At 52.9% G+C, this 26,931-nt stretch carries 23 protein-coding genes; 16 read left to right on the top strand and 7 right to left on the bottom strand.

Going from position 1 to position 26,931, the window contains the following annotated elements; translation table 11 throughout:
- On the top strand, positions 1-181 hold a 181-nt coding region (locus EAY64_RS20650; protein ID WP_233566491.1), incomplete at its 5' end, for a hypothetical protein.
- Positions 182-276: 95 nt separating this feature from the next.
- On the opposite strand, the gene EAY64_RS13650 is transcribed toward EAY64_RS20650, so the two are convergent.
- A complete protein-coding gene (locus EAY64_RS13650; protein WP_103525303.1) occupies positions 277-885 on the bottom strand; it encodes a TetR/AcrR family transcriptional regulator in 609 nt (202 codons plus the stop codon).
- Positions 886-1,043: 158 nt separating this feature from the next.
- On the opposite strand from EAY64_RS13650, the gene EAY64_RS13655 reads away from it, so the two are divergent.
- The 12 genes from EAY64_RS13655 (at position 1,044) to EAY64_RS13710 (ending at position 14,342) form a co-directional block, all read left to right on the top strand.
- Positions 1,044-2,432 (top strand): efflux transporter outer membrane subunit, encoded by a 1,389-nt coding sequence (locus tag EAY64_RS13655; RefSeq protein WP_233566492.1) that lies wholly within the window; start codon positions 1,044-1,046, stop codon positions 2,430-2,432.
- Between the two features lie 31 nt (positions 2,433-2,463).
- Positions 2,464-3,606 (top strand): HlyD family secretion protein, encoded by a 1,143-nt coding sequence (locus tag EAY64_RS13660; RefSeq protein ID WP_103525321.1) that lies wholly within the window; start codon positions 2,464-2,466, stop codon positions 3,604-3,606.
- A 10-nt stretch (positions 3,607-3,616) separates the two neighbouring features.
- Positions 3,617-5,146: a DHA2 family efflux MFS transporter permease subunit gene (locus EAY64_RS13665; RefSeq protein WP_103525305.1), complete on the top strand. Its 1,530-nt coding sequence runs from the start codon at positions 3,617-3,619 to the stop codon at positions 5,144-5,146.
- Positions 5,147-5,216: 70 nt separating this feature from the next.
- Positions 5,217-6,803, top strand: a complete 1,587-nt coding sequence (locus EAY64_RS13670) for a methyl-accepting chemotaxis protein (protein ID WP_103525306.1) — start codon at positions 5,217-5,219, stop codon at positions 6,801-6,803.
- 13 nt (positions 6,804-6,816) lie between these two features.
- Positions 6,817-8,283, top strand: a complete 1,467-nt coding sequence (locus EAY64_RS13675) for a putative bifunctional diguanylate cyclase/phosphodiesterase (protein WP_103525307.1) — start codon at positions 6,817-6,819, stop codon at positions 8,281-8,283.
- Between the two features lie 14 nt (positions 8,284-8,297).
- Positions 8,298-9,083: a bestrophin-like domain gene (locus EAY64_RS13680; protein ID WP_158604701.1), complete on the top strand. Its 786-nt coding sequence runs from the start codon at positions 8,298-8,300 to the stop codon at positions 9,081-9,083.
- A gap of 8 nt (positions 9,084-9,091) precedes the next feature.
- Positions 9,092-9,730: a paraquat-inducible protein A gene (locus EAY64_RS13685; protein ID WP_158604702.1), complete on the top strand. Its 639-nt coding sequence runs from the start codon at positions 9,092-9,094 to the stop codon at positions 9,728-9,730.
- Positions 9,715-10,350: a paraquat-inducible protein A gene (locus EAY64_RS13690; RefSeq protein ID WP_103525310.1), complete on the top strand. Its 636-nt coding sequence runs from the start codon at positions 9,715-9,717 to the stop codon at positions 10,348-10,350. Before EAY64_RS13685 ends, EAY64_RS13690 begins: the two co-directional genes overlap by 16 nt.
- 118 nt (positions 10,351-10,468) lie before the next feature.
- Positions 10,469-12,016: a PqiB family protein gene (locus tag EAY64_RS13695; protein ID WP_226034167.1), complete on the top strand. Its 1,548-nt coding sequence runs from the start codon at positions 10,469-10,471 to the stop codon at positions 12,014-12,016.
- Positions 12,013-12,636 (top strand): PqiC family protein, encoded by a 624-nt coding sequence (locus EAY64_RS13700; protein ID WP_103525311.1) that lies wholly within the window; start codon positions 12,013-12,015, stop codon positions 12,634-12,636. Before EAY64_RS13695 ends, EAY64_RS13700 begins: the two co-directional genes overlap by 4 nt.
- Positions 12,636-13,607 (top strand): polyphosphate kinase 2, encoded by a 972-nt coding sequence (gene ppk2, locus EAY64_RS13705; protein WP_226034166.1) that lies wholly within the window; start codon positions 12,636-12,638, stop codon positions 13,605-13,607. The genes EAY64_RS13700 and ppk2 overlap by 1 nt, the downstream gene beginning before the upstream one ends.
- Positions 13,608-13,727: 120 nt before the next feature.
- The gene (locus EAY64_RS13710) at positions 13,728-14,342 is read left to right on the top strand and encodes a TetR/AcrR family transcriptional regulator (RefSeq protein WP_103525312.1); all 615 of its coding nucleotides are present in this window, start codon (positions 13,728-13,730) and stop codon (positions 14,340-14,342) included.
- Positions 14,343-14,363: 21 nt separating this feature from the next.
- Here EAY64_RS13710 and EAY64_RS13715 read toward each other — a convergent pair whose 3' ends face one another.
- Entirely contained in the window at positions 14,364-15,317 is a 954-nt protein-coding gene (locus EAY64_RS13715; RefSeq protein ID WP_103525313.1) for a sensor domain-containing diguanylate cyclase, read from the bottom strand.
- Between the two features lie 1,672 nt (positions 15,318-16,989).
- Between EAY64_RS13715 and EAY64_RS13720 the strand changes: the two genes are divergently transcribed.
- Positions 16,990-17,721 (top strand): hypothetical protein, encoded by a 732-nt coding sequence (locus EAY64_RS13720; protein WP_199734449.1) that lies wholly within the window; start codon positions 16,990-16,992, stop codon positions 17,719-17,721.
- A gap of 343 nt (positions 17,722-18,064) precedes the next feature.
- On the opposite strand, the gene EAY64_RS20415 is transcribed toward EAY64_RS13720, so the two are convergent.
- The 3 genes from EAY64_RS20415 to EAY64_RS13730 all read right to left on the bottom strand — a co-directional run bounded on the left by EAY64_RS20415 (position 18,065) and on the right by EAY64_RS13730 (position 18,937).
- On the bottom strand, positions 18,065-18,202 hold the full coding sequence (locus tag EAY64_RS20415; protein WP_158604703.1) for a hypothetical protein: 138 nt from the start codon (positions 18,200-18,202) through the stop codon (positions 18,065-18,067).
- Between the two features lie 23 nt (positions 18,203-18,225).
- Positions 18,226-18,468: a hypothetical protein gene (locus tag EAY64_RS13725; protein ID WP_103525315.1), complete on the bottom strand. Its 243-nt coding sequence runs from the start codon at positions 18,466-18,468 to the stop codon at positions 18,226-18,228.
- Between the two features lie 67 nt (positions 18,469-18,535).
- Positions 18,536-18,937 (bottom strand): hypothetical protein, encoded by a 402-nt coding sequence (locus tag EAY64_RS13730; protein ID WP_147456230.1) that lies wholly within the window; start codon positions 18,935-18,937, stop codon positions 18,536-18,538.
- Positions 18,938-19,075: 138 nt separating this feature from the next.
- Between EAY64_RS13730 and EAY64_RS13735 the strand changes: the two genes are divergently transcribed.
- Positions 19,076-19,333: a helix-turn-helix domain-containing protein gene (locus tag EAY64_RS13735; protein WP_103525317.1), complete on the top strand. Its 258-nt coding sequence runs from the start codon at positions 19,076-19,078 to the stop codon at positions 19,331-19,333.
- Positions 19,334-19,419: 86 nt separating this feature from the next.
- Here EAY64_RS13735 and eruA read toward each other — a convergent pair whose 3' ends face one another.
- Positions 19,420-23,445: an NACHT domain-containing antiphage protein EruA gene (gene eruA / locus EAY64_RS13740; RefSeq protein WP_103525318.1), complete on the bottom strand. Its 4,026-nt coding sequence runs from the start codon at positions 23,443-23,445 to the stop codon at positions 19,420-19,422.
- A 200-nt stretch (positions 23,446-23,645) separates the two neighbouring features.
- Between eruA and EAY64_RS13745 the strand changes: the two genes are divergently transcribed.
- A complete protein-coding gene (locus EAY64_RS13745) occupies positions 23,646-24,926 on the top strand; it encodes a HipA domain-containing protein (RefSeq protein WP_103525319.1) in 1,281 nt (426 codons plus the stop codon).
- 67 nt (positions 24,927-24,993) lie between these two features.
- On the opposite strand, the gene EAY64_RS13750 is transcribed toward EAY64_RS13745, so the two are convergent.
- Positions 24,994-26,739, bottom strand: a complete 1,746-nt coding sequence (locus EAY64_RS13750) for a site-specific integrase (RefSeq protein WP_199734450.1) — start codon at positions 26,737-26,739, stop codon at positions 24,994-24,996.
- Positions 26,740-26,931: the final 192 nt, after the last annotated feature.

Below are 26,931 nucleotides of genomic sequence, written 5' to 3' on the forward strand. Positions count from 1 at the left end.
GCGGGCTTTTTTTGAATCTGGCGGAGAGGGGGGGATTCCGAATTCAATCCCAAAACCCCCTTATTTTCTTGGCACTTTTCCATACATCTACACATTGAAACGATGGCCTATGTGTACATGTCATTTTTTAATTGTAGTTGATGAAATCATTCCTTGCCAGCCCATCAAGAATCTCAATTAAGAGCCTATTCTGATCGACTGGAATGCCTGAACTATATTCCTTAGCCCGAGTGGGAAAATGTTCAATTTCTGTTATCAGAAACAATCTGGCATTCACTATTTGGTGCCTTCCCCATAGCCCCCCAGAAATACTTCCAATGCTGCTGCAACTGACTCGGCGATGGCATCCAGACTGGGAGCTGACAACAAGCCGGTCATGAAAAACTCCAGATAGTCTGCCTCCAGCAAGCCAATCAGATGCACGGCTGCTCGCCATGGTTTGTTCTGACGCAATCGGCCGGCAAGCATTTCATGTTCCAGAAACCGGGCTAGCTTGCTCCAACCTTCTGCTGGTCCATTTTCAAAAAACATGCGCCCCATGCTGGAACGTGGCCCCTCTCCCATGACGATGCTGCGCATGATCAGCATGTCCCGGCTCAGGATGGTACCCAGATAGTGCTCACCGAAACGCTGCAAGCTTGCCTGCAAGTCCCCGCCGGCTTCCAGACTGCCAAAGGCCTTCGACATCCTTTCCTCTGCCTGCATCTTCATTACCTGACGGAACAATTCGTCCTTGGAGCTGAAATAGCTGTACAGCGTTGCCTTTGATCCACCTGCCTGGGCTGCAATTTCAGCCATTGACGCAGCCTCATAACCGCGCGCTCGAAACACATGGGTGGCGGCGGTCAGGATGGTCTGCCGCCGATCTGCTGTCTTCACTCGCATTACAATTCCATTAACTTTACCGTTGAGTAAATTTATATTGACACATCTTGCGCTTCGTTGCTATAAACTTACCATACGGTTTAGTTATGGAGAAAAATGTGCATAGCTCAGTACAACATTCGACAAGTAAGGCGCTGTATTACGGTTTGATTCTGGCCATGGGAAGCAGCCTGCTGGGGTGCGCCTCCGTCCCCGATCTTGCCCCCTCCCCACAGATGAATAGCGTGGCAAACATGGGAAATACACAAAGCCTCACCGGCACCGCCGCATGGGCACAGTCTCATTGGTGGACGCGCTATCAGGACAAGCAACTGGATGCGCTGATTGATGAAGCACTTGCCAACGCGCCGGACATGGCCCTGGCCCAGGCCCGCATCCTGCAGGCTGAAGGTTATGCGCAACAAGCTGGTGCCCTCTTGCTGCCCACCGCAGACCTGAACGGCAGTCTGAACAGGATGAAACAAAGCTATAACAACGGTGTTCCCAAGGCGCTGGTGCCTGCCGGCTTCAATGATTCAACACGGGTGGCGCTGGACTTCAGTTATGAAATCGACTTCTGGGGCAAGAACCGCGCAGCGGTTGCCGCCGCCAGTTCCGAACTGATGGCAGCCCGGACGGAAGCCGAGCAAAGCCGGTTGTTGCTGACCAGCTCCATTGCATCTGCCTATGCCGAACTGGCCCGCCTGTACGCAGTACGTGATACCGCCTTGCTGGCCTTGGAAGTTCGCCAGCATAGTGAAAAGCTGCTGGTCGAACGCCAGCAGCAAGGGCTGGAAACCATGTCCAGCGTCAAACAGGCCCAGTCGCGTCGTGCCACTGCCCAGGCGGAACTGACTGCCGCCAATCAGGCCATCGCCTTACAGGGCAATGCCCTGGCTGCCTTGCTGGGCAGGGGGCCAGATCGCGGCCAGCGTATTGAACGCCCCACTCTGGACCTCAACCAGCCGCAGGGGCTGCCCTCCACTTTGCAGGCCGAACTGATTGCACATCGTCCCGACCTGACAGCAGCCCGTATGCGCGCAGAGGCGGCAGCCCGCCGCATTGATGTGGCACATGCCGGCTTTTATCCGAACGTCAATCTCACCGCCTATGTCGGCGGCCAGTCCCTGGGAAGCCTTGATCTGCTTACCAAGAGCGGCTCTGGCATTGCCGGTATCGGCCCGGCCATCAACCTGCCGATCTTCCGCGGCGGACAGCTGGAAGGCAGCTACCGCACGGCACGCGGTGAGTACGACCTTGCCGTCTCCAGTTACAACCAGACGCTGCTTCAGGCACTGCATGAAGTTGCCGATGCCATCACCCGGCAGGACATGCTGACCCCTCAGTTGCAGCAGCGCACAGAAGCACTGGATGCAGCAGAGCAAGCCTATCAAGTCGCGAAGGATCGTTACCACGGCGGGCTTGCCAACTACCTGGAAGTGCTGACTGCCGAAGACAGCGTCATCAAGGCGCGTCGTGTGCTGGTTGATTATCAAATTCAGCGCATCACCCAGGACATCAGTTTGATCAAGGCATTGGGCGGCGGTTATCACGCCGGGAATGCCTGAATTCACATCGGTAAATATCAAGGAACACATCATGACCGCACAAACAGAAACCCTGCCGACCACTACACTTGAAAACCCTGCTGCTCCGATGGCACGCAAAAAACTCTTTCTGATGCTAGGTGGCGCCATTGCGGCAGCTGCCCTGGCCTATGGCAGTTACTGGACGCTGGTGGCTTCCCACTATGTGAGTACCGACAACGCCTATGTCGCCACGGAAATTGCCCAGGTAACCGCCGAAGTACCCGGCACGGTGCAACGCGTTGCTGTGGTGGATACGCAAAAGGTGAAAAAAGGGGATGTGCTACTGCAGCTTGATGACAAGGATGCCAAGTTGGCATTGGCACAGGCCGAAGCAGATTTGTCGCGCGCCCAGCGCCGGGTGGAAGGCTATTTTGCCAACGATGAAAGCCTTGCCGCCCAGGTACAAGCCCGCAGCGCCGAGCAAGCCCGTGCAGCGGCACAACTGGTTTCGGCCAAATCCGACCTTGAGCGCGCCCGTCTCGACTTCAACCGCCGCCAGGCCCTGGCGCACAATGGCTCGGTCTCGGGCGAGGAGCTGAGCAATGCCAGCAATGCCCTTTCCGTCGCAGAAGCGGCCTTCCATGCGGCCGAAGCGGGAGCCCGTCAGAGCGAAGCCAACTACCGCGCGGCACAAGGAGCACTGAAAAACAATCAGGCGCTGATTGCCGATACCACCGTAGCCAGCAACCCGGAAGTCCAGCAGGCCCGTGCCCGGCGCGACCAGGCCAGACTGGATCTGGAACGTACCGTGATCCGGGCTCCGGTGGATGGTGTAGTGGCCAAACGCCAGGTGCAACTGGGTCAGCGCGTACAGGCCGGCACCCCCTTGCTGTCGGTTGCACCGCTGCAACTGGCCCATGTCGATGCCAATTTCAAGGAAGTGCAGCTGGAAAAGGTGCGTATCGGCCAGCCAGTCAAACTCAGTTCTGACCTGTATGGCGACAGCGTGGAATACCACGGCAAGGTGGTCGGGCTATCCGGTGGTTCCGGTTCGTCCTTTGCCGTGATCCCGGCGCAAAACGCCACCGGTAACTGGATCAAGGTGGTACAACGCCTGCCGGTGCGCATCGCCCTGGATGCGGCTGAGTTGCGTGCCCACCCGCTATCAGTCGGCCTGTCCATGAACGTCACCATCGATACGCGCGAACACTGAGAAATCGGCCATGTCTGATACCCCTACCCAAGCCAAACCCTTGACTGGTGCCACGCTGTTGCTGGCGGCACTGGCACTGTCAGCCGGCAATTTCATCGCGGTGCTCGACACCACCATTGCCAATGTCTCGGTGCCGAATATTGCCGGCGGCCTTGGCGTCGCCGCCAATCAGGGTACTTATGTCATTACCTCTTATGCCGTGGCGGAGGCCATTACCGTACCGCTAACCGGCTGGCTGGCAGCCCGCTTTGGTACGGTGCGGCTGTTCATTACCTCGATGATTCTGTTTGGCCTTTTCTCACTGCTGTGCGGTCTGTCGCACTCACTGGAAATGCTATTGCTGTTCCGCGTGTTGCAAGGCCTGGCGGGTGGTCCGCTGATGCCGATGTCGCAAACCTTGCTGCAGCAGATATTTCCCAAAGAAAAGGCCAACGTCGCCATCGGCTTGTGGAGTCTGACCACCTTGGTTGCACCGGTGCTAGGCCCGGTGCTGGGAGGGGTGTTATGCGATCAGGTCAGCTGGCCATGGATTTTCTACATCAATGTCCCGATTGCCATGGTGTGCGGTTATCTGGGATGGCAGCTGCTCAAAAGCCAGGAAAGCGTGCGGCAGAACTCGAAGATTGATGCCATCGGTCTGGTACTGCTGGTGATTTGGGTAGCTGCCTTGCAAATCATGCTGGATGAAGGCAAGGATCTCGACTGGTTCTCCTCAACCGAAATCGTCAGCCTGGCCATCATCAGTATTGTGGGATTTCTGGCCTTCCTGATCTGGGAGCTGACCGAACACAATCCGGTGGTCAATTTGCGGGTATTCCGCCACCGTGGATATTGGGTCAGCGTGCTGACCATCGCACTGGCTTTTGGCTCCTTCTTCGGCTCTACCGTACTGACTCCGCAATGGCTGCAAAGTTATATGGGCTACACCGCCACCGATGCCGGCGTCGCCCAGGCCCTCAGCGGTGTGCTGTCGGTATTGGCCGCACCACTGGTTGCCCACCTCACCACCCGTACCGACCCGCGCCGGTTGGTGTTTGTCGGGGTGATGTGGCTGGGCGGCGTGACCTTATTCCGCAGCTTCAACACCACCGATGTGGGTTTCTGGCAGGTAGCCGTACCACTGTTTTTCCAGGGGTTAGGCATGCCTTTCTTCTTCATCCCCTTGATCGGGCTGGCCATGTCCAGTGTGGATGAAGTGGAAATGGCATCGGCCTCCGGCCTGATGAACTTCCTGCGCACCATGTCAGGCGCCATTGCCACCTCGCTGGTGACCACCGCCTGGGACGACAAGGCCAAGTATTACCACGACATTCTGACCGGCATTACCGATGCAGGCGGGGACGCAGTCCGGCAAATGAGCAGCGTGTTTGGCAAGGAGCCAGCGCCCTATCTGCTCAATAGCCTGGTTGATGCCCAGAGCATCATGTTGTCTACCAATGAGTTATTCATGATCAGCGGTCTTTCCTTCATCGTGGCGGCCTGTGTCGTCTGGCTGGCACCCCGGCCCACCCGCATTGCCGACACCAGCCACGTGCACTGAGCCCCTCCCGCCGGAGCGTGGTGCGCACATTTCATGCGCGCACCTTTCCCTTGTTTGAAAAGGCCATACCATGCGTATCAATCAGCCCCTTACCCAGCAAGAGCGACTGGTCAATCCCAAACAGCCATTAGTCAGCATGACCGACCTGAAAGGGCGAATCCTGCATGCCAATGCTGCGTTCATTGAAATCAGTGGCTATGACAAGCAGGAGTTGCTGGGACAGCCTCACAATATCGTCCGCCATCCTGATATGCCGGCAGAGGCATTTGCCGATATGTGGCGTACGCTGGAGGCGGATCTTCCCTGGCATGGCCTAGTAAAGAACCGTGCCAAAAACGGTGACCATTACTGGGTACATGCCTATGTATCGCCCTGCTTCGAAAACCAGCACAAAACCGGATACATCTCCGTCCGTATCCGGCCCGAAAGACAACAGATACAAGCGGCCGAAGCACTGTATGCCGCAGTCCGGCAACAGCAGCAGCCATTCCCTGCCACCCGCTACCCGCATGGCCCCGCGATTCTGCTCCGGATATTCCTGCTGTCCATCCTCCCGGCCTGCAGCTGGCTTGCCGCAACCATGCTCAGTGGCGCACAAGCCTGGGCCGCCGCCATCAGTGGCATTGCCTCCGCGACGGCACTCGGGATCTGGACCTGGCTGGGAATCCGCCGACCAATCAGCATGTCGACCGAAGCCATTCGCAAAATGAGTAGTGGCGATCTGCGATTTGAGCTGGATACCGAGGTAGCACATGAGTTTTCCCGCCAGTTGCTGGATATCCAGACCATGAAATTCAGCTTCCGGGCAATGTTTGCCGACATGACTGGAATTGCCGATGAAATCGACCAACAGTCCGATGAGCTCAATGCCCAAACCATGGTGGCAAAACGGCATATCCAGCAGGGTGCTGACAGCATCAGCCAGATGAGCGCCACCATCAATGACATGCGCTCAGCCATCAATAATATTTCTGCCGTCACCCGGCAAAGTGCCAATACGGCCGCCGCAGCCGCCAGCCAAGTCAGCAATGGTGTCAGCAAGATCATCGCCGCCCAGGACACATCACAATCCGTCGTTGTCCGCATGCAATCGGCCAAAGCGCTGGTATCCGAACTGGACAAAGAAACCACGTCGATCCGCAAGCTGGCTGAAATCATCCAGGGTATTGCCGAGCAAACCAATCTGCTGGCCCTTAATGCCGCCATCGAAGCCGCCCGCGCTGGAGAGTCCGGCAGAGGCTTTGCCGTTGTCGCAGATGAAGTGCGGAAACTGGCAGAACGCACCAGCGGCAGTACCGAAGAAATCACCCAAACCATAGAACGGATTGGCAGTTGCACTGATAAAACCCTGGCTGCCATCAGCGTGGCCGCAGATCAGGTCGATTTAAGCAATGCATTGCTGAATGACAGCAAGGTCATCTATGAACACATCAAGTGTGCTGGAGAGGAAATACAGGCCTCTTCCAGCCAGATTGCCACCATGCTGCAGCAGCAGGTAAAAGCCTCGGATGAAGCAGTGCAGAACATCCGGAACATTCATGCACTGGTAGAAGAAAACAGCAGCAGCGTCGAATCGATACGCCACGCCGCAGATCGACTGGGCAGCACTTCTCGAGAGCTTTACCAGATGACCAGCCGTTTCAAGTCGTCCTTGTAAGCAAGGCAACAGCATGAAAGCTGATTACTCCACGAAGCATCCCGCCGAGCAGACCAGCCCTCGCAGTCGACTTGGCTGGAGTGCAGATATAGCGGCCATTGTACAGCTTGAGAATGAATCGGGCTTATGTCATCAGGCACGCCTGATCTGGGATTACCACACCACGCATGACGCGCAAACCGGTTTGCCAAACCTGGATTACCTGCTGGAAAAAATGGATGCGGCCTTGGCCCATACGCCTGCGTGCAGTCTGCTATATCTGGATGTAGCCAATATTGATGCCATCGGGGAGTACCACGGCATTGCCGGAGCGCTCCATGCGCTGCGGGCTGTTGCAGAGAAAATCCTGAACTGCATGCGGCCAGAAGATGTAGCAGCCCGCATTCATGGCGGTGCGTTTCTGGCCCTGATAGTCGAGCAAGACCCCTCTGCACTGGCTCAGCGCCTGAAACAGGAAATATGCGCCTCCATTGCGTGGCAAACCGACATCCTGCATGTGAGCGTCGCAATCGGCATTGTCCGTGGCAGCCATTTTCAGGGTAATGCGGAAGCAATGATTCGGGCCGGCTATGTCGCAGCGCAGTCCAGCATGGCACAGCAGAGCAATAATGGCATTTGTCACTTTACCGAAGCACAAGGCAAGCAGCTACACCGGCAGTATCAGCTGGTTTCACGCCTGCACACAGCACTGGAGGAAGGAAGTCTTTCCTTGCACTTTCAGGCCAAGGTGCGGGCTGATGATGGCGTATTGGTTGGTGCAGAAGCCTTGCTGCGCTGGAACGACAGCCAGCTAGGCCCGGTTTCTCCGGCGGAATTCATTCCGGTGGCAGAACGCTGCGGACTGATCACGGCAATCAGTGCCTGGCTCATGCAACAAGCCATGAGTGAACTGAAAATATGGCAACAGGCAGGGCTGGACATCAAGATGGCAATCAATCTGACTGCCAAGGACTTGCTCTGCGAAACCCTGCTGGCGGACATTCAGGCTGCCCTGAGGAAGTCCGGCATATCGGCTGACAAGCTGACCATCGAATTGACCGAGTCATCGGTAGCACTACACCCGCAACTGGCTGCACAGCAGTTACAGGCATTGCGCGCCAGAGGTATTTCAACCGAGCTGGATGATTTTGGTACCGGTTTTTCTTCCTTCAGCCATCTGCGCAAATTTCCTATCGACACGCTCAAGATTGACCAGTCATTCATTGTCGATATCGCCTTATCAGCAGAAGCCAGAGCCATTGTGCAATCCATCGTCACACTAGGGAAAACCTTGAATATGTCCATTGTGGCAGAAGGTGTTGAGACCTTGAATCAGGCTTGCCTGCTGCGAGAATTGGGCGTGGACATCCTGCAAGGATATTTTTTCAACAAGCCAGCCTGTTCTGTTGAGTTTGTCGAGCAAATCAATAGCTGGCTGCCACTCAAAACCCAGCTTTTCCTGCAAACAGCATCTGAACGATGCCCCACCGAAACTCACTGACAGGGCGACTGAAAATGAAAATCCTGCTTCGCTGTAGCGCAGTCGCACTGGCGACATTCTCCTGCTCATTGCTGGGAGAGGCCATACACCTTTCATTCCCGATTTACGTCAGTCATTCAGGTGAATTCATCAAGATGATTTCATCACTGATTGGGACATTGTTTGCCATTGTACTGGGTTTGCTTATCTCATCTTCGTACAGCACATTCAACAGCCATCAGGCGGATTTCAATGCAATGGCTACTGCTACGGCAAATATTGATTTGTTGTTGAAACTTTACATTCAGCAATCATGCCAGCTGCGAAAGGAGCTGCTTGAAACCATAGAACGGGTATTGGCAAGATACTGGCCGGACAAGTCAAACAAGCATGGCTCGGATATTGATTATAACTTCCTCGAAGAGGACGTTGCCGTCATGGTCAGCATCAATAATGCCTTCCAAACCATTGACCATGTCAGTCGCGATGACATCAACGCCATTCGACAATACTCAAATCAGTTTATTTCCATACAGACGAATATCATTCGCAGCCTGTCCAACCAGGTTCCCTCACTATTGCTCGTCATTGTTTTCAGCTGGGCATGCTTGCTTTTTTTCCTGTATGGCATTTTTGGCAGCGCCAGTGCATTTGAAATATTTTTCTTATTTCTGGGTTCTCTGGCAATTTCCAGTGCCAATTTTCTCATTCTTGAATTAACACATCCGTATCAGGGAATGTTCAAGGTTTCGAGTACGGCATTTGAATTGCTGCATGAAGCCATGAGCAAGGACCTGAACAAGAAATCAGCAGCCAGGTAATGTCAGACATGTCTTCCCGTTTGGAAAATCGCTCTTGGCAGCATCCTGTCGTGCTGGCCTGCCATGAATGTGACTTGTTGCAAACCAGGCCGGATAACGCCCGCAAGGACATGCAGTGTTGTCGTTGTGGCAGTCGCCTGCCTTGTCAGGGTCCTGATCAACTCAAGCCCTCACTGGCATTGCTGCTGGCCAGCCTGCTGGTTTTTGTACTGGCGAATGTCTTTCCTGTGGTCCAGCTGGAAGCCGGGGGCACCCGCCTTGACACAACATTGCTCGGCACCGCCTGGCAGTTGTCACAACAGGGAATGCTGCCAATCGCTGCGGTGATCGTACTCACCGGCTGCCTGCTTCCCGGGCTTGAGCTGACATGCATGCTCTATCTGCTGTTACCGCTGATGTTGGGGCGTGTCCCTGCTGGCTTTGCGCGGATCATCCGTACGCTACGGCTACTGCACCCATGGGGAATGATGGAAGTGTTCCTGCTGGCGGCGCTGGTTGCACTGGTCAAACTGGCCCATCTGGCAGACGTTCATGCCGGTATCGGTCTATGGTCGTTTTTTGCCCTGATCCTGCTGCTGTCCGGCAATGCCAGTTGTTTCGACACAAATCTGCTCTGGGAGCGCCAACAGGCATGCAAGGCAAACTGATTGGCAGTGCCGCTCGTCGCGGACTGTGGTTATGTCATGGCTGCAGCTTGCTATGCCAGGTGCCGGGTGATGAAGGGCAATGGCGCTGTCCACGTTGTGCTGCCGGCTTGCACAAGCGCAAGCCACACAGCCAGCAACATGCCTGGGCCTTCCTGCTGGCCGCATTGATCAGTTACATCCCGGCCAACCTGCTCCCCATCATGCGGACGGAAATGCTGTCCGGTACCCAGCAGGACACCATCATGAGTGGCGTCGTTTACCTGTGGCAAAGCGGTTCCTGGCCTTTGGCATTCGTGGTGTTCGTGGCCAGCGTGTTGGTGCCCTTGCTGAAAATCCTGTCCATGTTGCTGTTGCTGGTGACCGTGCAACTGCGCTCACGCTGGGCACCCAGACAACGTACCCGCCTGTACCGCTTACTGGAGATGGTCGGCCCCTGGTCGATGCTGGATATCTATGTTGTAGGCCTGCTGGTGGCACTGGTCCAGCTGCAGTCACTGGCCAGTATCAAGGCAGGTCCTGGCGCACTTGCATTCGGCGCAGTGGTAGTGCTGACCATGCTGTCTGCCATGAAGTTTGATCCCAGAACCATCTGGGATGCATTAGAGGATGATGATGAGTAGCAAACACACACCAGTACATGATGAAACGAATCCGGCAGCAACCGACCATACAGCGCCGGGTGCCACCGTACCGTTAGCCGTAGCAGCGCAAGGGGACAGTCACCCCTGGCTTCCCGGATTGATTTGGCTCATCCCCTTGCTGGCCGCAGTGATTGGTGGCTATCTGGCCGTACAGGCCATTCTTGCACGCGGGCCAAGCATCACCATTACCTTCCGTAGTGCAGAAGGACTGGAGGCCGGAAAAACACGGATCAAATACAAGGACGTGGAAATCGGCGAGGTTATTGCAGTACGTATCAGCCCGGATAACAAGACAATCGAAGCGACAGCCCAGTTGAACAAGGAAGCCGAGCGCTTTCTGGCGCGTGACAGTCGTTTCTGGATTGTGCGGCCACGTATTGCCGGTGGCAGCGTATCAGGCCTGGGCACCTTGCTGTCCGGCGCTTATATCGGAATGGATGCAGGCAAAAGTCATGAAACTGCCAAGCACTTCACCGGGCTGGATGTTCCCCCCATCGTCACCGGCGATTTGCCCGGTCGGCAATACATACTCAAGGCTTCCGAACTTGGCTCGCTGGATATCGGGGCACCCGTCTATTTTCGTCGGGTGCCGGTAGGACAAGTCACTGCCTACCAGCTGGACAAGACGGGACACAGTGTCGATATCACCATATTCATCAATGCCCCTTACGACCAGTTTGTCAGCACCGGCAGCCGCTTCTGGCATGCCAGTGGCGTGGACCTGTCCATCTCCGCCAACGGTCTCAAGGTGAATACCCAATCCCTCAGTGCCATCATGCTCGGTGGCGTGGCATTTGAAACCCCACCCCAGAGTGAAGGCCCCATACCAGCGGAGACCACCCGGGTCTTCATGCTGTCCAACACACGTGAACAGGCCATGCAGACACCGGATCATGAAGCCCTGCCCTTGCAGCTTAAATTCCAGCAATCAGTGCGTGGCCTGGTGGTGGGTGCTCCAGTCGATTTCAGAGGCATCACTATTGGTGAAGTCAGCAACATCGCCATGGAATACGATGCACCGCGCAAGGATTTCAACATGGTCGTCACGATCCAGATTTTCCCCAGTCGGCTGCTCAGCATGTCCAGCAATCTTGACGCTAAGCGACTGCATCAGATGAAGCTGGACAGCCTGGTTCAACATGGCCTCCGGGCGCAATTGCGCTCCGGCAGCCTGCTTACCGGTCAGCTCTATGTCGCACTCGATTTCTTCCGTGATGCCGCCAAGGCCAGACTCGTTCATGACAAGAACATGGATGTACTGCCCACCATTCCGGGCGATCTGGAAGAAATGCAAGGCGTACTACAGCGTATCGCGCGCAAGCTGGACAAGGTGCCATTTGACAGAATCGGTCAAGACCTTGACGCCAACCTCAAGCAACTACATGCCACCCTGAACACCGTGCAACAGCTTGGCAGCAATCTGGATGGCAAAGTCATACCGCAGACCATGGCAACCCTGCAGCAGCTACAGCACACCCTGGACACTGCCAGCCAGACCCTGCAGGCAGATTCACCCTTGCAGCAGGATGTGCGACAAGCGGCACAGGAGGTCACTGAAACAGCGCGCAGTTTTCGCGCCCTGAGTGACTATCTGGAGCGTCATCCCGACGCCCTGATTCGTGGCAAGCAAGGAGACCGACCATGACCCGTTTCAGCTCGTTCCGCCAGTGGGCCCACGTGTTACCGGTTGTGGTACTGACAACAGCCTGTAGCACGGCCCCAGTGCATTACTACCAGTTGCAGGCAACCACACCGGCACATGCACCGGTACAGGCTGGCACGGTGCTACTGGTGGAGGCCGTCAGTCTTCCTGCCGAAATCGACCGGCCCCAGCTACTGGTGGAAAATGAAAACGGCCAGCCGCAATTACAAGAACAACACTACTGGACAGCCTCCCTGTCGCGTTTAGTGGGCCAGGCGGTGGCAGGTAACCTATCACGCCAACTGGCCTTGTCCAGCATTTATGCAGCACCGCAACACACCCTTCCCCGCTGTGATCTGAAGCTGTATCTGGATATTCGCCAATTCAGACTGCAACGAGGAGTGGAAGCAAGGCTGACTGCTGCCTGGCACCTGGATAAAACCGATAAAAACATTCCGCTGCTACAGGGCTATTTCGATCAGGCCCTGCCGGTCAAATCATCAACTCATACGGCATTGGTGCAATCACAACAACAACTGTTAAGCGTGATGAGCGAACAAATAGGTTCTGCCATGACTGCACATCACCTCATGCTGATAACAGCCACCATGCAGGACAAGTAATGAAAAGGGCAGATCAGTTTATGACTGTTAACGCTGCAAATCCGGCAAACCCGGTAGGACAGCAATCAGGCACAAGCCCGCCTGGCAATGCCATACAAAGGCAAATTTACAATACATACAACAACTCACAGCAAGAAAGAATTTACGTCATGGCCCAGGATAAAGACCTTGGTAAAAACCAATCGACTGAAACTATTAAAAAGCTTTCCGGCAAGAAATATCAAAAACAACTCAAGTCATTGCATACTGAGTTAGTCAAACTTCAAGCATGGGTACTAGCAAAAGGATTGAAAGTCTGTGTCATTTTTGAAGGACGGGATGGTGCAGGAAAAGGCGGAACGATAAAAGCATTGACAGAGAGAGTGAGCCCGCGCGTATTTCGTGTTGTCGCACTACCGGCACCAACAGAGCGGGAAAAAACGCAGATGTATGTGCAGCGCTATTTCTCTCACCTGCCGGCAGCCGGAGAAGTCGTCATTTTTGACCGCAGTTGGTATAACCGCGCCGGCGTTGAGCGGGTCATGGGCTTTTGCACACCGCAGCAAGTTCAAAAATTTCTGGCCGATACGCCCCTGGTGGAACGGGCCATTGTAGAATCTGGCATTATCCTGATCAAGTACTGGCTGGAAGTAGGACCGGATGAGCAGGAAAAACGGCTCCGGGCAAGAATCGAAGATGGACGCAAAACCTGGAAGCTATCCGAAATGGATATCCAGTCATTTGCCCTGTGGGACGAATACACCAAAGCCAGAGATGAAATGTTTGCAGCAACGGATACTGCGTGGGCGCCATGGTTTGTGGCACACTCAGAAGACAAGAAAAGAGTACGCCTTAATGTAATCAGTCACTTGCTCAAGCAAGTGCATTATGAGGAATTGCAGCAGGAAAAAAACAAGCTACCAAAAAGAAAAACAGGACATTATCATTCACCAGAATTGCCACTAAAAATAATTCCAGACATAGCCTGGTAAATTTATTTCATGCACCGGGCTATATTCTCTAGCATCATGATGATTCACAGATGCGAAGGCACAGTGGGCTGCTCATACCAAACCAGTGCCTTCGCATGAAACCTCATTCACGGAACATTTATGCGCGTAAAAACAGAAAGTCGCCGACAAGCAATCATCGTCGGGGCGGCTGATATTTTTCTGGAGGTCGGTTACGAAGCCACATCAATGGCCAAAATCGCCGCCAAAACCGGAGTAACCAAACCCACTTTATATGGCTACTTCACATCCAAAGAAGAGCTATTTGCCGAAGTAATGGAAAAACTCGCCATTCAACTTCTAGCATCCGCCTTCGAACAATTGAATATCGAAAAAGATATCAAATCAAAGCTGAATGATTTTGGCCAGCATTTTTTGAACATCATGCTGCAACCAAGCCTGATCACCTTGCGCGGCATTATCATGACAGAAGGACGTCGCTCAGGCATCGGCCACATGCTGTATGAACGAGGTTTGCAAAAGGAAATAGACAAGCTGGCAGTTTTTCTGCAAGCCGAAATGGAAGCAGGCCAACTCATGCCAGTCCAGCCCAAAACTGCTGCGGCACACTTGATGGGCCTTCTGGAATCTGAATATCAACAACATCTGCTTGGCGCAGCCAAAGACGTACCGTCAGAAATGCAGATCATTCAGTCTGTAAATGATGCAGTCGATGTATTCCTGAGGGGCTATGCTCCGGAACGTGGAGCACATTAAAATGCAGAAGAAGGCAATAAATCAACTTGAGCCTTCTTCTGTAATATCCGCATAAAGAACATCCTTGTTCCGTCCGGTTTTTTTAGCATGATACAAAGCTTGGTCTGCCATTTTCATCCATGCATCCAAACCACAAGACTTTCCTTGTTTGAGGGCCATGACACCAGCCGAGAATGTATATTCAAACGCCGGAGCAATACTATCCATATCTTGCTGCATAAGCGCAGCTCTTATCCTGCCGAGGATATTTAATGACTCCTCTTCGGTGGTATCTGGCAACAGGATAACAAATTCCTCTCCACCAAGCCGGCCACAGACATCCTCTTTTCTCAAATTAGCACGCAATAGTGCTGAAAAATTTTTCAATACTTCATCACCAGCATGATGACCATATTGATCATTGATTTTTTTAAAAAAATCCAGATCCAAAATAACAAGCGTTGCTGGCCTAGCGTGCCTCATGGCTCTATGATATTCGCCATCTAGACGATACATAAAGTGTCGCCGGTTATACAGCCCCGTCAGCTCATCCGTCCACGCCTGACGCTCCAATTCCTCCTGCACTGCATATAATTCATTTTCTATTTTCTTGATATTGCTAATATCATTACCAACCAAAACAACCTCGCCAGTCGAATTGACTTGCTCAGTCATCAGTAGCCATCGCCCATCTTTCAGCTTGAGTTCAAAACTGCGAAACTCAGCAGAACGGTATTGGCTATGCACTTGCACCAACCACTCTTGCAATGAAATATCGCCAATATCGATCCCAACCCCCTGGCTGTACATCCAGGAAAGCAATTCATCCAGATTGCAATTATTCAGATCATGACCTTGCAAACCAAACATGGAAATGAATTTCGGATTGCAGAATATCAGCACATCATCACCATCCAGCACTGCTATACCATTTTCGCTATGCTCTATATGTTCGATAATAATATTTTGCAATTGCTGGGAAATTTTAAACTTCATGATAGCTCCTCCTTTTTTGTTCTTTAGTATAGATCAAATTATCCATGCCAAATAATTTTCACCACATCTAACTTGACAAGCCGCTGGAACAAATAGCAAGCGCATAGCGTTTTATGTGATTTGACCCAGCCTGTCCGCACTTTTAAACAATAGATAATTTGATGCAGTCAAGTAATGGTCTCAGCCACGTGCTCCGCAATCGCATTAAAGACAGATATCGCACGTGTCTTCGACTAGCTGGGCATCTGGTCCGGTCGCTCAGACATGAAAATCCTTGCGCTATCCAGCGAATCAGGCAATTTGACTGCCGGTGACCTCCGATATGTCAGGCTCTTTGATGAAGTCGATACGCTCTGGCCTGCTCTTTGAAGTCTGCCTCCTCGCACGTGGGCTACAACCTCACTGGCTGACCCTTGAGAGCGTCATGGAACTGCTTACTTTCTTGCCAAGATGGCAAGGACTTCCTGGTCTGTCCCGCTCTCCGTGGACAGTCCACTTAGCTTTGTATCGGACAGAAGCTATTCACTTAGATACTGTTAATGATTTCGTTGAGAGAAATCGAGCCAGAGCAACCACCCCGCAACGCGGGGTGGTCAGAGAATGAGTGAATACAGAGCAACGTATCCACCCGGGTTTACCTTCATCAATATGCCTGCTTTACTCGCTGACCAGCCAAGGTCAACTTTCATCCCGCTCGCTGCCAAGCGAGCGGGATGGCACATCGCTACAACGGGCTGCCAAGCCCAACCACACACTTCGCAAAACGCTCCAACCTTTCGGAACACGGTGCCGCCGTGCCGCTGCGATGCAGCTCCCCATACGTTTCGGTCGTATCACGTATAAGTCAAACCCTACTCAGTCAGTCTCCCTCTCTCAGTTTCATTCTGCACGGTGCCACCCGATACAGTCCGTGAGAGATTCCCACATTAGTAACCAGCTACTACGCAACGCAGCGCCACTGTCTCCACATTCCCTTAGTCTTTCGACTCCCCGCAGGTTTCCCTGGCCCGATGTTCATAGCGGCTCAGGTACTCAGTTCATGCTTCATCGACTACAAACCACGGCTCAATGCCTATGGCTCTACGTTGCTCCGCACAGCACCCTCGTGGGTGCCGTTACAGGTTTGAGCTATGCATCGACCCCTGATTTCTCAAGGTGCCAGCTGCGCCAAGTTTCCCCTTGCAGCCCTCGTATGTCGCCATACGCTCAGAAGCCATCCTGTGCGGTACAGGTTACGCCCTTCCGGTACGTCCCCCGAGTCGGCCTTGCACCGACTTTCACATAGTTACAGGTCGACAGGCCATTTCCTGCCTGCCGCCGTTTCCGTGTCGCCCAACCTCATACAACTCCACCGGTTGCATGGATCGGGTCGAAGAAGGGAGTTTCACCCTCCAGCTCCCATCGCAGCCGCACCAGCCCTACTAGAGGCATGCAGCTAGAGCGTTTGCTCGATTCCAGACTGGCGATCTGGAATCTTCCGGGGTGGCGCCCCGGCATGTCCTTTCGGACGTGTGTGTTTGCAGTTGGCAGCCTGCTCAGTACGCCCTCCCTCGCCCCAAAGGCGCACTGGGCAGGCTGCCGTGCGTGCAAATCACCTCGGTTCTCACCGAGTCTATTTCCTGCATTTTTGTATGTTCTGAAGCTGTATAGCGAAAGCGTGTCGTTTTTTTTCATGGAACATCATTACGTGCCAGTCGTAGCTACCGAATCACATTGCACCGATATACGTTTTCTTCGCTATACAGCGCATCAACAACTGAATGAGAAAACCTGTATGTCTGCTTCAACACCGATTGCGCGCAGTAAAACCGCAGCCCTGGCCCGCATCCTCGATAACGTCCCCAAGGGCTATCACCGCTATACCTGCGGCACCGTGGCAGCACGGAAAGCCGAGGCCCTGGCGCAGAAATTTCATACCTTATATGGCATAGGCTGCTCGCCAGCCCAGCGACTCATCCGAAAAGGTAAAGGGCTGGCCAATGTGGTGTTGGTCATGCACTGGCCGGTGGATGCAGAAAAAGTGGAGTGGCTACTGCTGGCCACGGATGGCAAAGGGCTGGAAACGGAAACCTTGCGGGATGTAGGCGATAAACAACGCTTGAAATGGCTTGGCTATGAATTGGCGCGTCACACCAACCGGGCGAAAGTGATGTGGACGTGGCGACGGACAAAAGATGAAATGACAGAACTGCATGCGCTGATTGCCATGCAAGCCAACCAGCACGACACCGCAGCAATTTCTGAAACGCTGGAACGCATCGCGAGGCAGCCTGGATTTCGCGGTGTACGAACCCAATCGTGGGCACTATGCGAGGCCGCGCTACAGCGTGGATATGATGGTCCGCTGCCGCATCTGTATTTTGTGCAAAAGATAAGTCATGGGGAACGTCTGCCGCTGGACTAGCCTGACCGGTGCTTCACTGAGCCCCCAAGGCAGGAAAGCATTGTCTTGGGGCTCTGGAACAAAGCGTCCTCACGTGCTGAGTACCATCTAGTACACCAGCAGCAGGTCCGTGACACATGACCATTCTCTGGCTGCAAAAACGGAACTCACTCACAAATAGGTAAAGACTGCGGGTTTCAACGGCAACTGACCATTGCGTCTGAAAATCCGCCTGTGAGCACCCTGCTACTACCTTGACATCAGTTACAGCAGGGCTTCGAAGTCAGCTCTGGCACTGCTTGCAACTGAATCAGCAATACACAGGCGAGGCATTGCATCGTCAGATACCAGGACGAAGCTGCGGTCAGGGTTGGCTATCTGCTTTGGCTGCCAATTGCTCGGCTTCCTGTAGCAGTGTTGAGGCAGGTACGCCCAGCGCATCAGCAATCTGCCAAAGCGTGCCGACTGACATCGCGACATCACTTCGTTCAATGCGTCCCATGGCGTTCCTGTGCAGCAATACAGTCAGAGTGATGGTGGCTCAAAGGTGCAGTGAATGCGCCTTCCGGCGCGTAGCACCATATCAACCAGCTTATCAATCGTGAAGTCACTGGTCTCCTGCTGCAGAATCGCTAGTCTTTGTTGAGCGGTGATGCCGAGATTTATCGCCTCGTTTTCCGTTGAGACAAATTGTTTGAGCTCGGCTATCAGTGATTTCTTGATGTCCTCTGAAAGACTAGAGATGCTGGGGTCTGGGCGATGGTGCATAACATTTCCTTTCGGCTCACTTCTCCCACCCGTATTGGTTGGTTTGAAGCACCTGCTATCCCTATTTTCAAGCAGCCTTGCTGGGTATCTGCTTGTACTTGAGTATGGCTCTCAGTGCGGCATCCGCGTACGACACACCTTCCGCTACTACATCACTCACGACGCAAATTACTTTGTCGCCGCATACATTGAAACTTGCACCTTCTTCTTGCGCGCTCTTGAGTACCCAAAAAAGAGAGTCTGTTTGATGAGCGACCATATGGACCCTGTCGGGAGATTCCGCGAAGATGTACAAGGCTTTCTTATCAGCATGATAGGTGGCAAATGCATGCGCGGGGTCTCCGACCACGGCCACACCTTCCAGGTGGTGCATGTAGTACAGCATTTCTAACGTGGTCAGGTCGAGATTATCAATATCGAGTGTGTTTTCCATCGCAAAACTCAGTCCTGAAGTATGTGCCTTGGCCATGCCGTAACCACCAGTGGCTGTTGATGTATCTACAGGCGGGCAGAGGCAAGTTTGGTCGGATGTCTCATTTAATAGTCGATTTTGGACTATTCGATTTTGGACTGCAAGCTGACTGACCAAACTATTTTCAGTCCTGAGATGGAAAAATCGATTTATACGCGGGAGTACACGCTCTTGCTTGAAGTCCTTCGGTCGGCACGGGAGAACGCCGGGCTTACTCAAGTTGAGCTTGCGTCGAAGCTGGATGTAACGCAGACGTTCGTCAGTAAGTGTGAGCGTGGCGAGCGACGCCTGGACATCATTGAACTGCGCAACTGGTGTGGCGCGCTTGGCATCACGCTGGATGAGTTGATTCGTAGCCTGGAGTCGGCTATCTCGGGCATTGCGAAAGGCTAAGCGGGTTTGTTGGACCAAAACAACGGCCACGTGAGTCTCTGTTCTTGAGCACATACCTATAGACATACCACTTGGAGCAAACTCTTCTATTTGGATTTGGATACATCCAGGACGAATACGTCAATTAGCCCTCTAAGTCCTGCCTGTAATTTTTCTTCGACTCTTCCTTTAAGCTCCAAAGCACTTCCAATACCGTGACTCTTACGTCCAGCAACTTCCTCATCTGCACCAAACCAGAGTACAAGGAAAATACCCTGTTTCTCTGCATCTTGGTGGATTGAATAACGCTCAGACAGTTGTGCAGCAGCGGCAGTGTATAGTTCTTTATGCCACTGCCCTTTAACCTCGGTGACAAGCAGTCTTCTTCTACCACCAACCATTTTTGTCACTGTGAAATCACTCCGTTTCCCCGCCTTTAGATGATGTTCTGGCGTAACAGAGATACCTTTCGGCTCAAGCCTAAGATTTAAGCGCTCAGCAATAATCTCAGTAGATCGTACTTCGCACAGCCTTTCACCTTTCTCATAAAAGCGATCTGCGGAATTGTATTCACCACCAACTATGGCTTTTTGAAAATCATGTAGCTCTTGGAGTACTAATTGACGCAAACCTTCTACAGTGACCACTGTATCACGGTCCAGTAGATTTACGACTTCTAGAGGCGTCGGCGGTTCGAAATTCTTGAGTGCATTCTTCCTGAGCTGACCAGCATGTATGCTCTGCAAGTCTTTATGCAGATCTACGAAACGCTTATCGGCAAGAAGCCGGTCGAGTACAGGAATTGCATCATCAGGCTCATCAGAGCCAATTGACCAAATCACTTCGGTCAAAAAACGGTATGCACTTTCTTCTCTGGGGCTGCCCGTTCCCCAGTGGCTCGGCAGGTCTACCTTAGGCCATTTATCGATAAAGGCTTCTAGAATAGCTTCTACTTTGCTTGATATGAGCCTAGGCCAATATGGATGATTACTATGACTAAATTGTTTAGACCGTTCGGCAAGTAGGAATACTGTATCTTTATCAGATTTTAGCCAGTTCCAATATACCTCAGGAGCATCGCTCAGAAAGTACCATGCACGTACGAGCCAAAATATACGCTTTTTTTCTATGTCTTCACTGTTGGTAGGACTGGGCCAGTTAGTCATGAATTCAGCGCAACGCACAGCAATGATCTCTTTCAACTCTTCACGATTACCATACTGAGCAGCAATCTCAAAAATTGAATTTAATGGTTCAAAAGCTAGCCCGCTAAAACACCTGAGCCATTCAATCGATAGTCTTCCACGAGAATGACTAAAAACCTCTTCGCTCTGCAGTAACCAGATTTCAGGATGAGTACATCCGAGATGTGCCAGTTGCGGCTCTAGGTACTGTTTTAGAAAATTTTCGGCACTTACCTCATCAGGAAAGATTAAGCGGTCAACTTCAGTCTTTAGGGCATCACTGTCTTCTTTTTGGACTGCATCATAGTGCATATGAAGGTTAGTCCGCAGTGCTTTCAGTAGCTGTAGATCAACGCTGTCTAAATTACCTTTTTCACGCATGATCTCCAAGCATGCAGCATACAAGATTGTCTCTGAGTGCTGATACTGCGAGCTACACTGTAGTTCAGCAAGCAGCGGCAAATCGGGTACGTATTGCGCCAGGAAGTCGAGGCAGTTTCGGAGGGCTTTCCGAACGAGTGCCTCATCGCCAACTTCTTGCTCAATTTTGTCCGGGGACATGAGCACAAGATCTGCAAATCTAACTAGACAACTCCAGTGACGACCACCTTCAACAAGCTCCCTGTTTTCTTGGATATATTTAATATTAGCTGCATGAATTTCATTTTGTTTCCTACGATGGCGTTTCATGCTTCGGGTATTCTTAAAACTCTGCATTTGGTATTCTTGTTGCAGCTGCACCATAGCCCTGTTGTACTTTACCCACTCTCGCATAAAATAAGGCTTTTTCGATGCTTGCTCACGCATGCAATGCCGTAAATTATCAGGCCCCCTCTCATCCTGATTTCGATGGTACTTATGCCCAACTATAAAACTTGCCCACAATTCCGTGTTGTCAGTCACAAACGCCAAATTGACTACGAATTCGCGATCATGAGCATATAAACGAAGGCCGGAGTGGGCATGCGAATCGAACTTATTTATCCTAGTCTCGGAAATCTGGTCTCGGTCAGCTAGATTGCCAAAAACATGAGTCATAATTCCTTGGCGCAAACTGTCGTTTTCTTGAAGCACTTGGACAGCCTTGCTCTGGTTTGCACCTCTCTGTTGATGGAAGTTGAGGTTTCCCACCCATTGCCAAACTCGTATGGGATCAAATGGTGGGTTGGCCAAATAGAAGTACCGATCCAGCATTGATCCAACAATTTTACTTATGCCGTTTCTGCAGTAGCACTCGTAAGACTTTTTGCCACAACTACATGACAGGTCCTTGGTCAACTCATCTAAAAGCCACTCGATAATCGCCAAGTTTAGTTTGGAGATTAAATTTTTCACGAAATAACGCCTACCAATTGTGCGTGCTCGATATTCTTGGTGGTCAGGATAGAGGTTTGTGCAACCTCGAAAGAAGTCCGCAAGAAAAGCCCTATCAAATTCTTCAGGGCCTAGTGTTTCGATGGCCTCCGCAACAAGACCCATTGAAGTATCGCTTGCCTCAGAAATCAGAACAGTTAAGTCAGCTAGGTGGTCATGACTAGGTATACCGAACAGACACCTAATCGCCAAAAATCGCGTGTTTTCGCTTTCTTCAGGCGCCAACACCAGTTGACGCAGCTCATCAGTCAACTGCTCGATTGCTGTTGAACCTGACAGTAGCTCAAGGATCAAATGGCGCAGGTACCCATCACTTCCGGTCACAAAAAGAGGTCTGATCTCCTCCACAACGTCATTTGTGAAAAAACCTGTAACGCTAAATCTTCGCCAAAAATCTCCCCTTCTAAAGTAGGGGTCACTTGCTTCGATCTTTTTAAGCTGTTTTATCAGTAAGAGCTTCGATGAATGGGCAAGCTGTGAAGGGTCTCCATTCGCAAGTACTGCGTACGGATCAAGCTCGATTGCGTATTCCTCTATAGGCTTGTTACCTAAGGCAGCCATCCAACCAAGAAGACCCCGGAGTTCATCTCGCACAGTAGCGTTTGGAGCGATGATGGGGAGGCATTTTTGAAGAGTCAGGGGGTCCAACGGGTTTGCTATCCGTGTGGTGAGATAATTTGCTGCACAATATTCGGCGACAATTTTGTGAACCGGGCAATGTTGATCAGGAACGTCGCCCGGCTTAAAAAGTCGAGTTGCCAATAAGCCTTCAGCAGCAGCATTGCCATTAAGTAATGACACTAACAAAGGGAACATTCGGTCTTCAGTGGCTTCGCATTTCCCGACGCCTTCAGCACCTGATAGCAATAACTTGGCAAAAACCTCCGATGCTAGATCAACTTTTTGAGTGTTCGACAACGTCAGATTGGTTCTCGCAACACTGATATTTGCTTCCTTCGCCAGACGTTCAACTGCCTGCGCAAAGATTGACTGCTTGTCGGTAAAGTGTCTTCCACTCTCGACATAAGCATCCGCAAAGAGTTTCAGAAACTGGGGGTTCGGGAGAAGTGCTTCTAAATTAAATCGAGCGACTTCGGTCTGGAATGCTACGAAATCTTCTCCTGGTGCATGATGTTCGAAGATCGTCCTCTGTTCAGCCCCATCAAACTCACATAACCAAACCACCAAAGGCGTGTGTCCAAGAAACTCTTCGAAAGCCTTTGTAGCAGCGTTGTCCCACTCGCTGGACCGGCTCGACAAGTAGACATGAGTTGGATTGGTCGCTTCAGCTTTACCAAGAAGCTCATAAATGCCAGAGGCATCGATTTTTGCCAATTCGTCGAATGCATCAATCACAAGTGGAATAGTGTTACCTCTTGCGCCCCCGTATCTGAATTTATTCGCTGTAACAACCTTCGTGCCCAACTGTTGAGCAAAGCTACCCATAAGTTCAGTTTTCCCGCCGCCTGGCTCAGCCAAGACAACAACGTACTTTGAAGTGGATAGCAGCTCCGCCTCTGTATAAGACCTGTCATTACTGGTGAGTCTACGAGGTAGGTAGAGAATCAAACTCATAGGCGAAGTATGGTGACTCAGTTGAGGCACTAATGGCGCAACTGCCAAGTGTCATGTAGAGGAAAGATATTACCCGATAGCAGTTATGCTAGCACAAAGGCATAGCTGACTGCTTTGGCCGACTTACTACCATCTACTTTGATACCTGCACTCGCACAGACATAGACCTTGGTACACTCATCCACCAAGGAGAGTGAGCCATGCAGTTGCAAATCGAGAAGTACATAGACGGGGTGCGGTGGGTGGCAGCGTCGCTGCACATCGACCAGCCCACCAAGGGACTGGCGTCGAGCTGCACGCTAGAGTACCTGCCCGACTATGTATTGGAGTTTCTTGATCGCAGCGATGAAGCCAGTCTGGATTTTCAGCACCCTCTTTCCTTCCATCACTATCGTTGCGATGGGTGGCCTGCTTTTTTCCTGGATTTGCTGCCTAGCGGCTATGGCCGGGATACCTTGCTGACTTTGCTGAATGGCAGTGCGCGTGATGGTGCGAAGTACGACGCCAGTGTACTGATGCATGGGGCCAGTCAGCCGCCTGGCTGCATGCGTATTCGCGATGCGCATCAATATTTGGCGGGTGCGATGCCACAAGGCTTTGGTGGCTGGTCTGAGGCTGAACTCGCTGAGGTCGGCACCGGGTTTGAGTCCCTGCTGCAAGAACATGATGTCCTGCATGCCGTCTCCTGCATGCTGGGGCAAGCGCCCAAGCTATGGATGAGCCGCGCAGGGAATGGCCGGTTTTATCCGGATGCCTGCCTGGCCGAAGACGATATCACTGAGCGCTTTCTGGTCAAATTCCCCCGCAATCGTGAAGAGCAGGTTTTGCTGGAGCATGAGTTTGTCTGGCTGAAACTGGCCAAGACTGCGGGGCTGGAGGTACATGGCCAGCCTTTCATGTTGGGCAGCCTGCTATTCATCCCGCGCTTTGATTGCGCTTTGGTGCAGGGTCAGTGGCAGCGTCATCACCTGATGAGCATGTACACCCTGCAGAATGCGCAGCAGCATGGGCTGAAGCTGTTTCATGAAGACGTGCTGACAAACTGGCAGGCCCATGCCGAGCCGGGCGAATTCCTGCGGCAAGTGACTGAGTATTTGCGCCGTGACGTGCTGTCCTATTGCCTGAAGGCGGAAGACAACCACGGGCGCAATACTGCTTTTCTGAAGCATGGCAGCCGCTTGCAGTTAAGTCCGCTGTTCGACTTCTCTCCAATGTTCCTGACCCGTGACCCTCCAACCCGGCTGACTAGCTGGCGTAGTTTTACTGTGGGTCAGCATCAGCAATGGCCCGTGCTGTTTGAGGCATTCCTGTCCACGCTACTTGGCGAGGCGGCATGCCATACCCTCCGTACCTCCATGTGTGACTGGTGCTCCACACTCGCCGAGGTGCAGCAGCAGTTCGCAGCGTTGAAGCTGGACGAGCGCACGGATGCTTGTCACAAGCGCTTCGTCACGGCATTGGCAGCGCTGGAATCGCTGTAAGCACTGAGCACCTGTATCTCAGGAGGATTCAGCATGGACTTCCCCTGCTCCGTCTGAAACACATCGCTTACGGCTTGTCCGCCCGAATGAACGCCACCTCCGGGAAGGTGATGCGCGACAGGATTTCCAGCTTCTTGTCGACCGGTAGTTCGCCCCGGTATTTCTTCACCACCGCCGACGCTTCCTGATTCACCTGTCCGTTCTGAATGGTTTCGATGCTGGTGATATTGCTGGCATGGCCGGTGATGGTTTCCGCGCTGACCACGCCCAGCACCATGGCCCGGTGCAGGAAGGTGGAGCGGAAGGCGTGCATGCCGACAATGCGTGCATTCGGGGTTTCGTCGCGCAGGCCGATTTCCTGCAGGAATTCGGTGAACCATTTCATCGCCTTGGGCGAGGCCCGGCCCGCTGCGGTCGGGAAGGCCTGGAACAGCAAGGTGTCGCCCCGTTTCTTGGCTGCTGCCACATAGTCGAGGAAGCCCAGTTCAATCAGTTTGGGATGGATGGGCAGCTTGCGTTTGGAGCCACCGGTTTTGACCGATTTGTCGATACGGGCATCGCCTTCGGATTCGTCAGTAATGTCCATATACCAGGTGCCGGTCTGGGCATCCTGTGTGATATCGACTTGCGGGTTCAACTGGCATAGTTCATTGACCCGCGCCCCGGTGAGCAAGCCCAAATGAGGGAGCCAGTATTTGTGGGCCATGGCCGGACGTCGAGCAAAGCGTGCCATTTCCGGCCCTTCAAACAGCCGCTTCAGTTCCGCCGATTCGAACGCACGTTGCCCGCCTTCAGGGTCGCGGCGTGAGCCGAGGTATTGCACCCCTTCGGTGGTCAGTGTCATCGGCCAGCCGTGGTCTTGCCACTTGCGGCGGCAGTATTTGATGAACGGCGTCATCACGGCGAGGTAGGTGCCATCGAACGTCCCCTTGCTCATCTCGCCACGTTGCTGCTTGGCCAGTTCCAGTGGCCGCAGTTTTTCCTGACGGCAGATGTCTTTCCAGCGCGGTGGCAGGGTTTGCACGGCTTCGAAGTAGGCCTCAAGGTCGGTTTGCTTGAGCAGGCCGATAGGCTTGTCGCCGATGATATCCACCAGCAACGGCATCACCGCAGTGACCTTGCGCAGCATCGCCACCTTGTCCAGCTTCTGGTAGTAGGCCAGATAGCTTTGGGTCACCTCCGACAGCATCGGGGTTTCCAGCCGCTGCGCCATCACCGGGGTCGGCACTTCCTTGCCGTCATAGCGACTGAGCAGTTTCTCGTTGGTGCGAATGGCCATGCGGCCATAGGCCAGCGCCAAGCGGCGCATTTCCGGTTCAGTGGCTTTCAGCTGGTAGCGGTACAGCCGCAGGAATTGCTCCAGCGGGCCACGCAATAGCTCGTAGTCACCAATGGCTACGGCACCCTTGAGGATGCGGTTGGCCTCGGTGTAGCCGGTCTGGTATTCCTCGATTTCGTCCAGCGTGTAGTGGCCGCTTTCGCGGCGTGCTTCATCCCCAGCCAGGCTGACCGACTCGGCATGCAGGCAGATGGCGTCGATGGCCTCAGGGGTGAGTGCGTCGATGTGGGTGATGGCTGCGAGTTGCGTACGCGCGTAGCGCTCCGCCTGCCGCTGTCGCTTTTCCTCCCACTCGGAGGTCAGACGGGCTTCTTCCGCGCGATGGCGCTCGACAGCTGTGCGGTAGTCTTTGGTGCGTAGCGAAAACGTGATTTCTTTTTTGCCGGGATAGCAAACAAGAACGTCAGTAGGGATACGACGACGAAGATAGTAGGTGCCGGATTGGGGGTGGCGTTGCAGGCCTGTGGGTAACATTGGCATCGTTCATTGAGTTCCGATCCAGAGTATAGGAAGCCAAGAAGAAAACTGAACTCTTATCGCCAATGTGTAGGAGTGTTGTGTAGAACTCAGGGGAAAAAAAGCCTTACGGAACCTGAATTTACTGTAAAAACAACACTTTAGGGGTGTTTGGCGGAGAGGGGGGGATTCGAACCCCCGTTAGGGTAT

The sequence above is a fragment of the Aquitalea palustris genome (assembly GCF_003693445.1).
Taxonomy (GTDB): domain Bacteria; phylum Pseudomonadota; class Gammaproteobacteria; order Burkholderiales; family Chromobacteriaceae; genus Aquitalea; species Aquitalea palustris.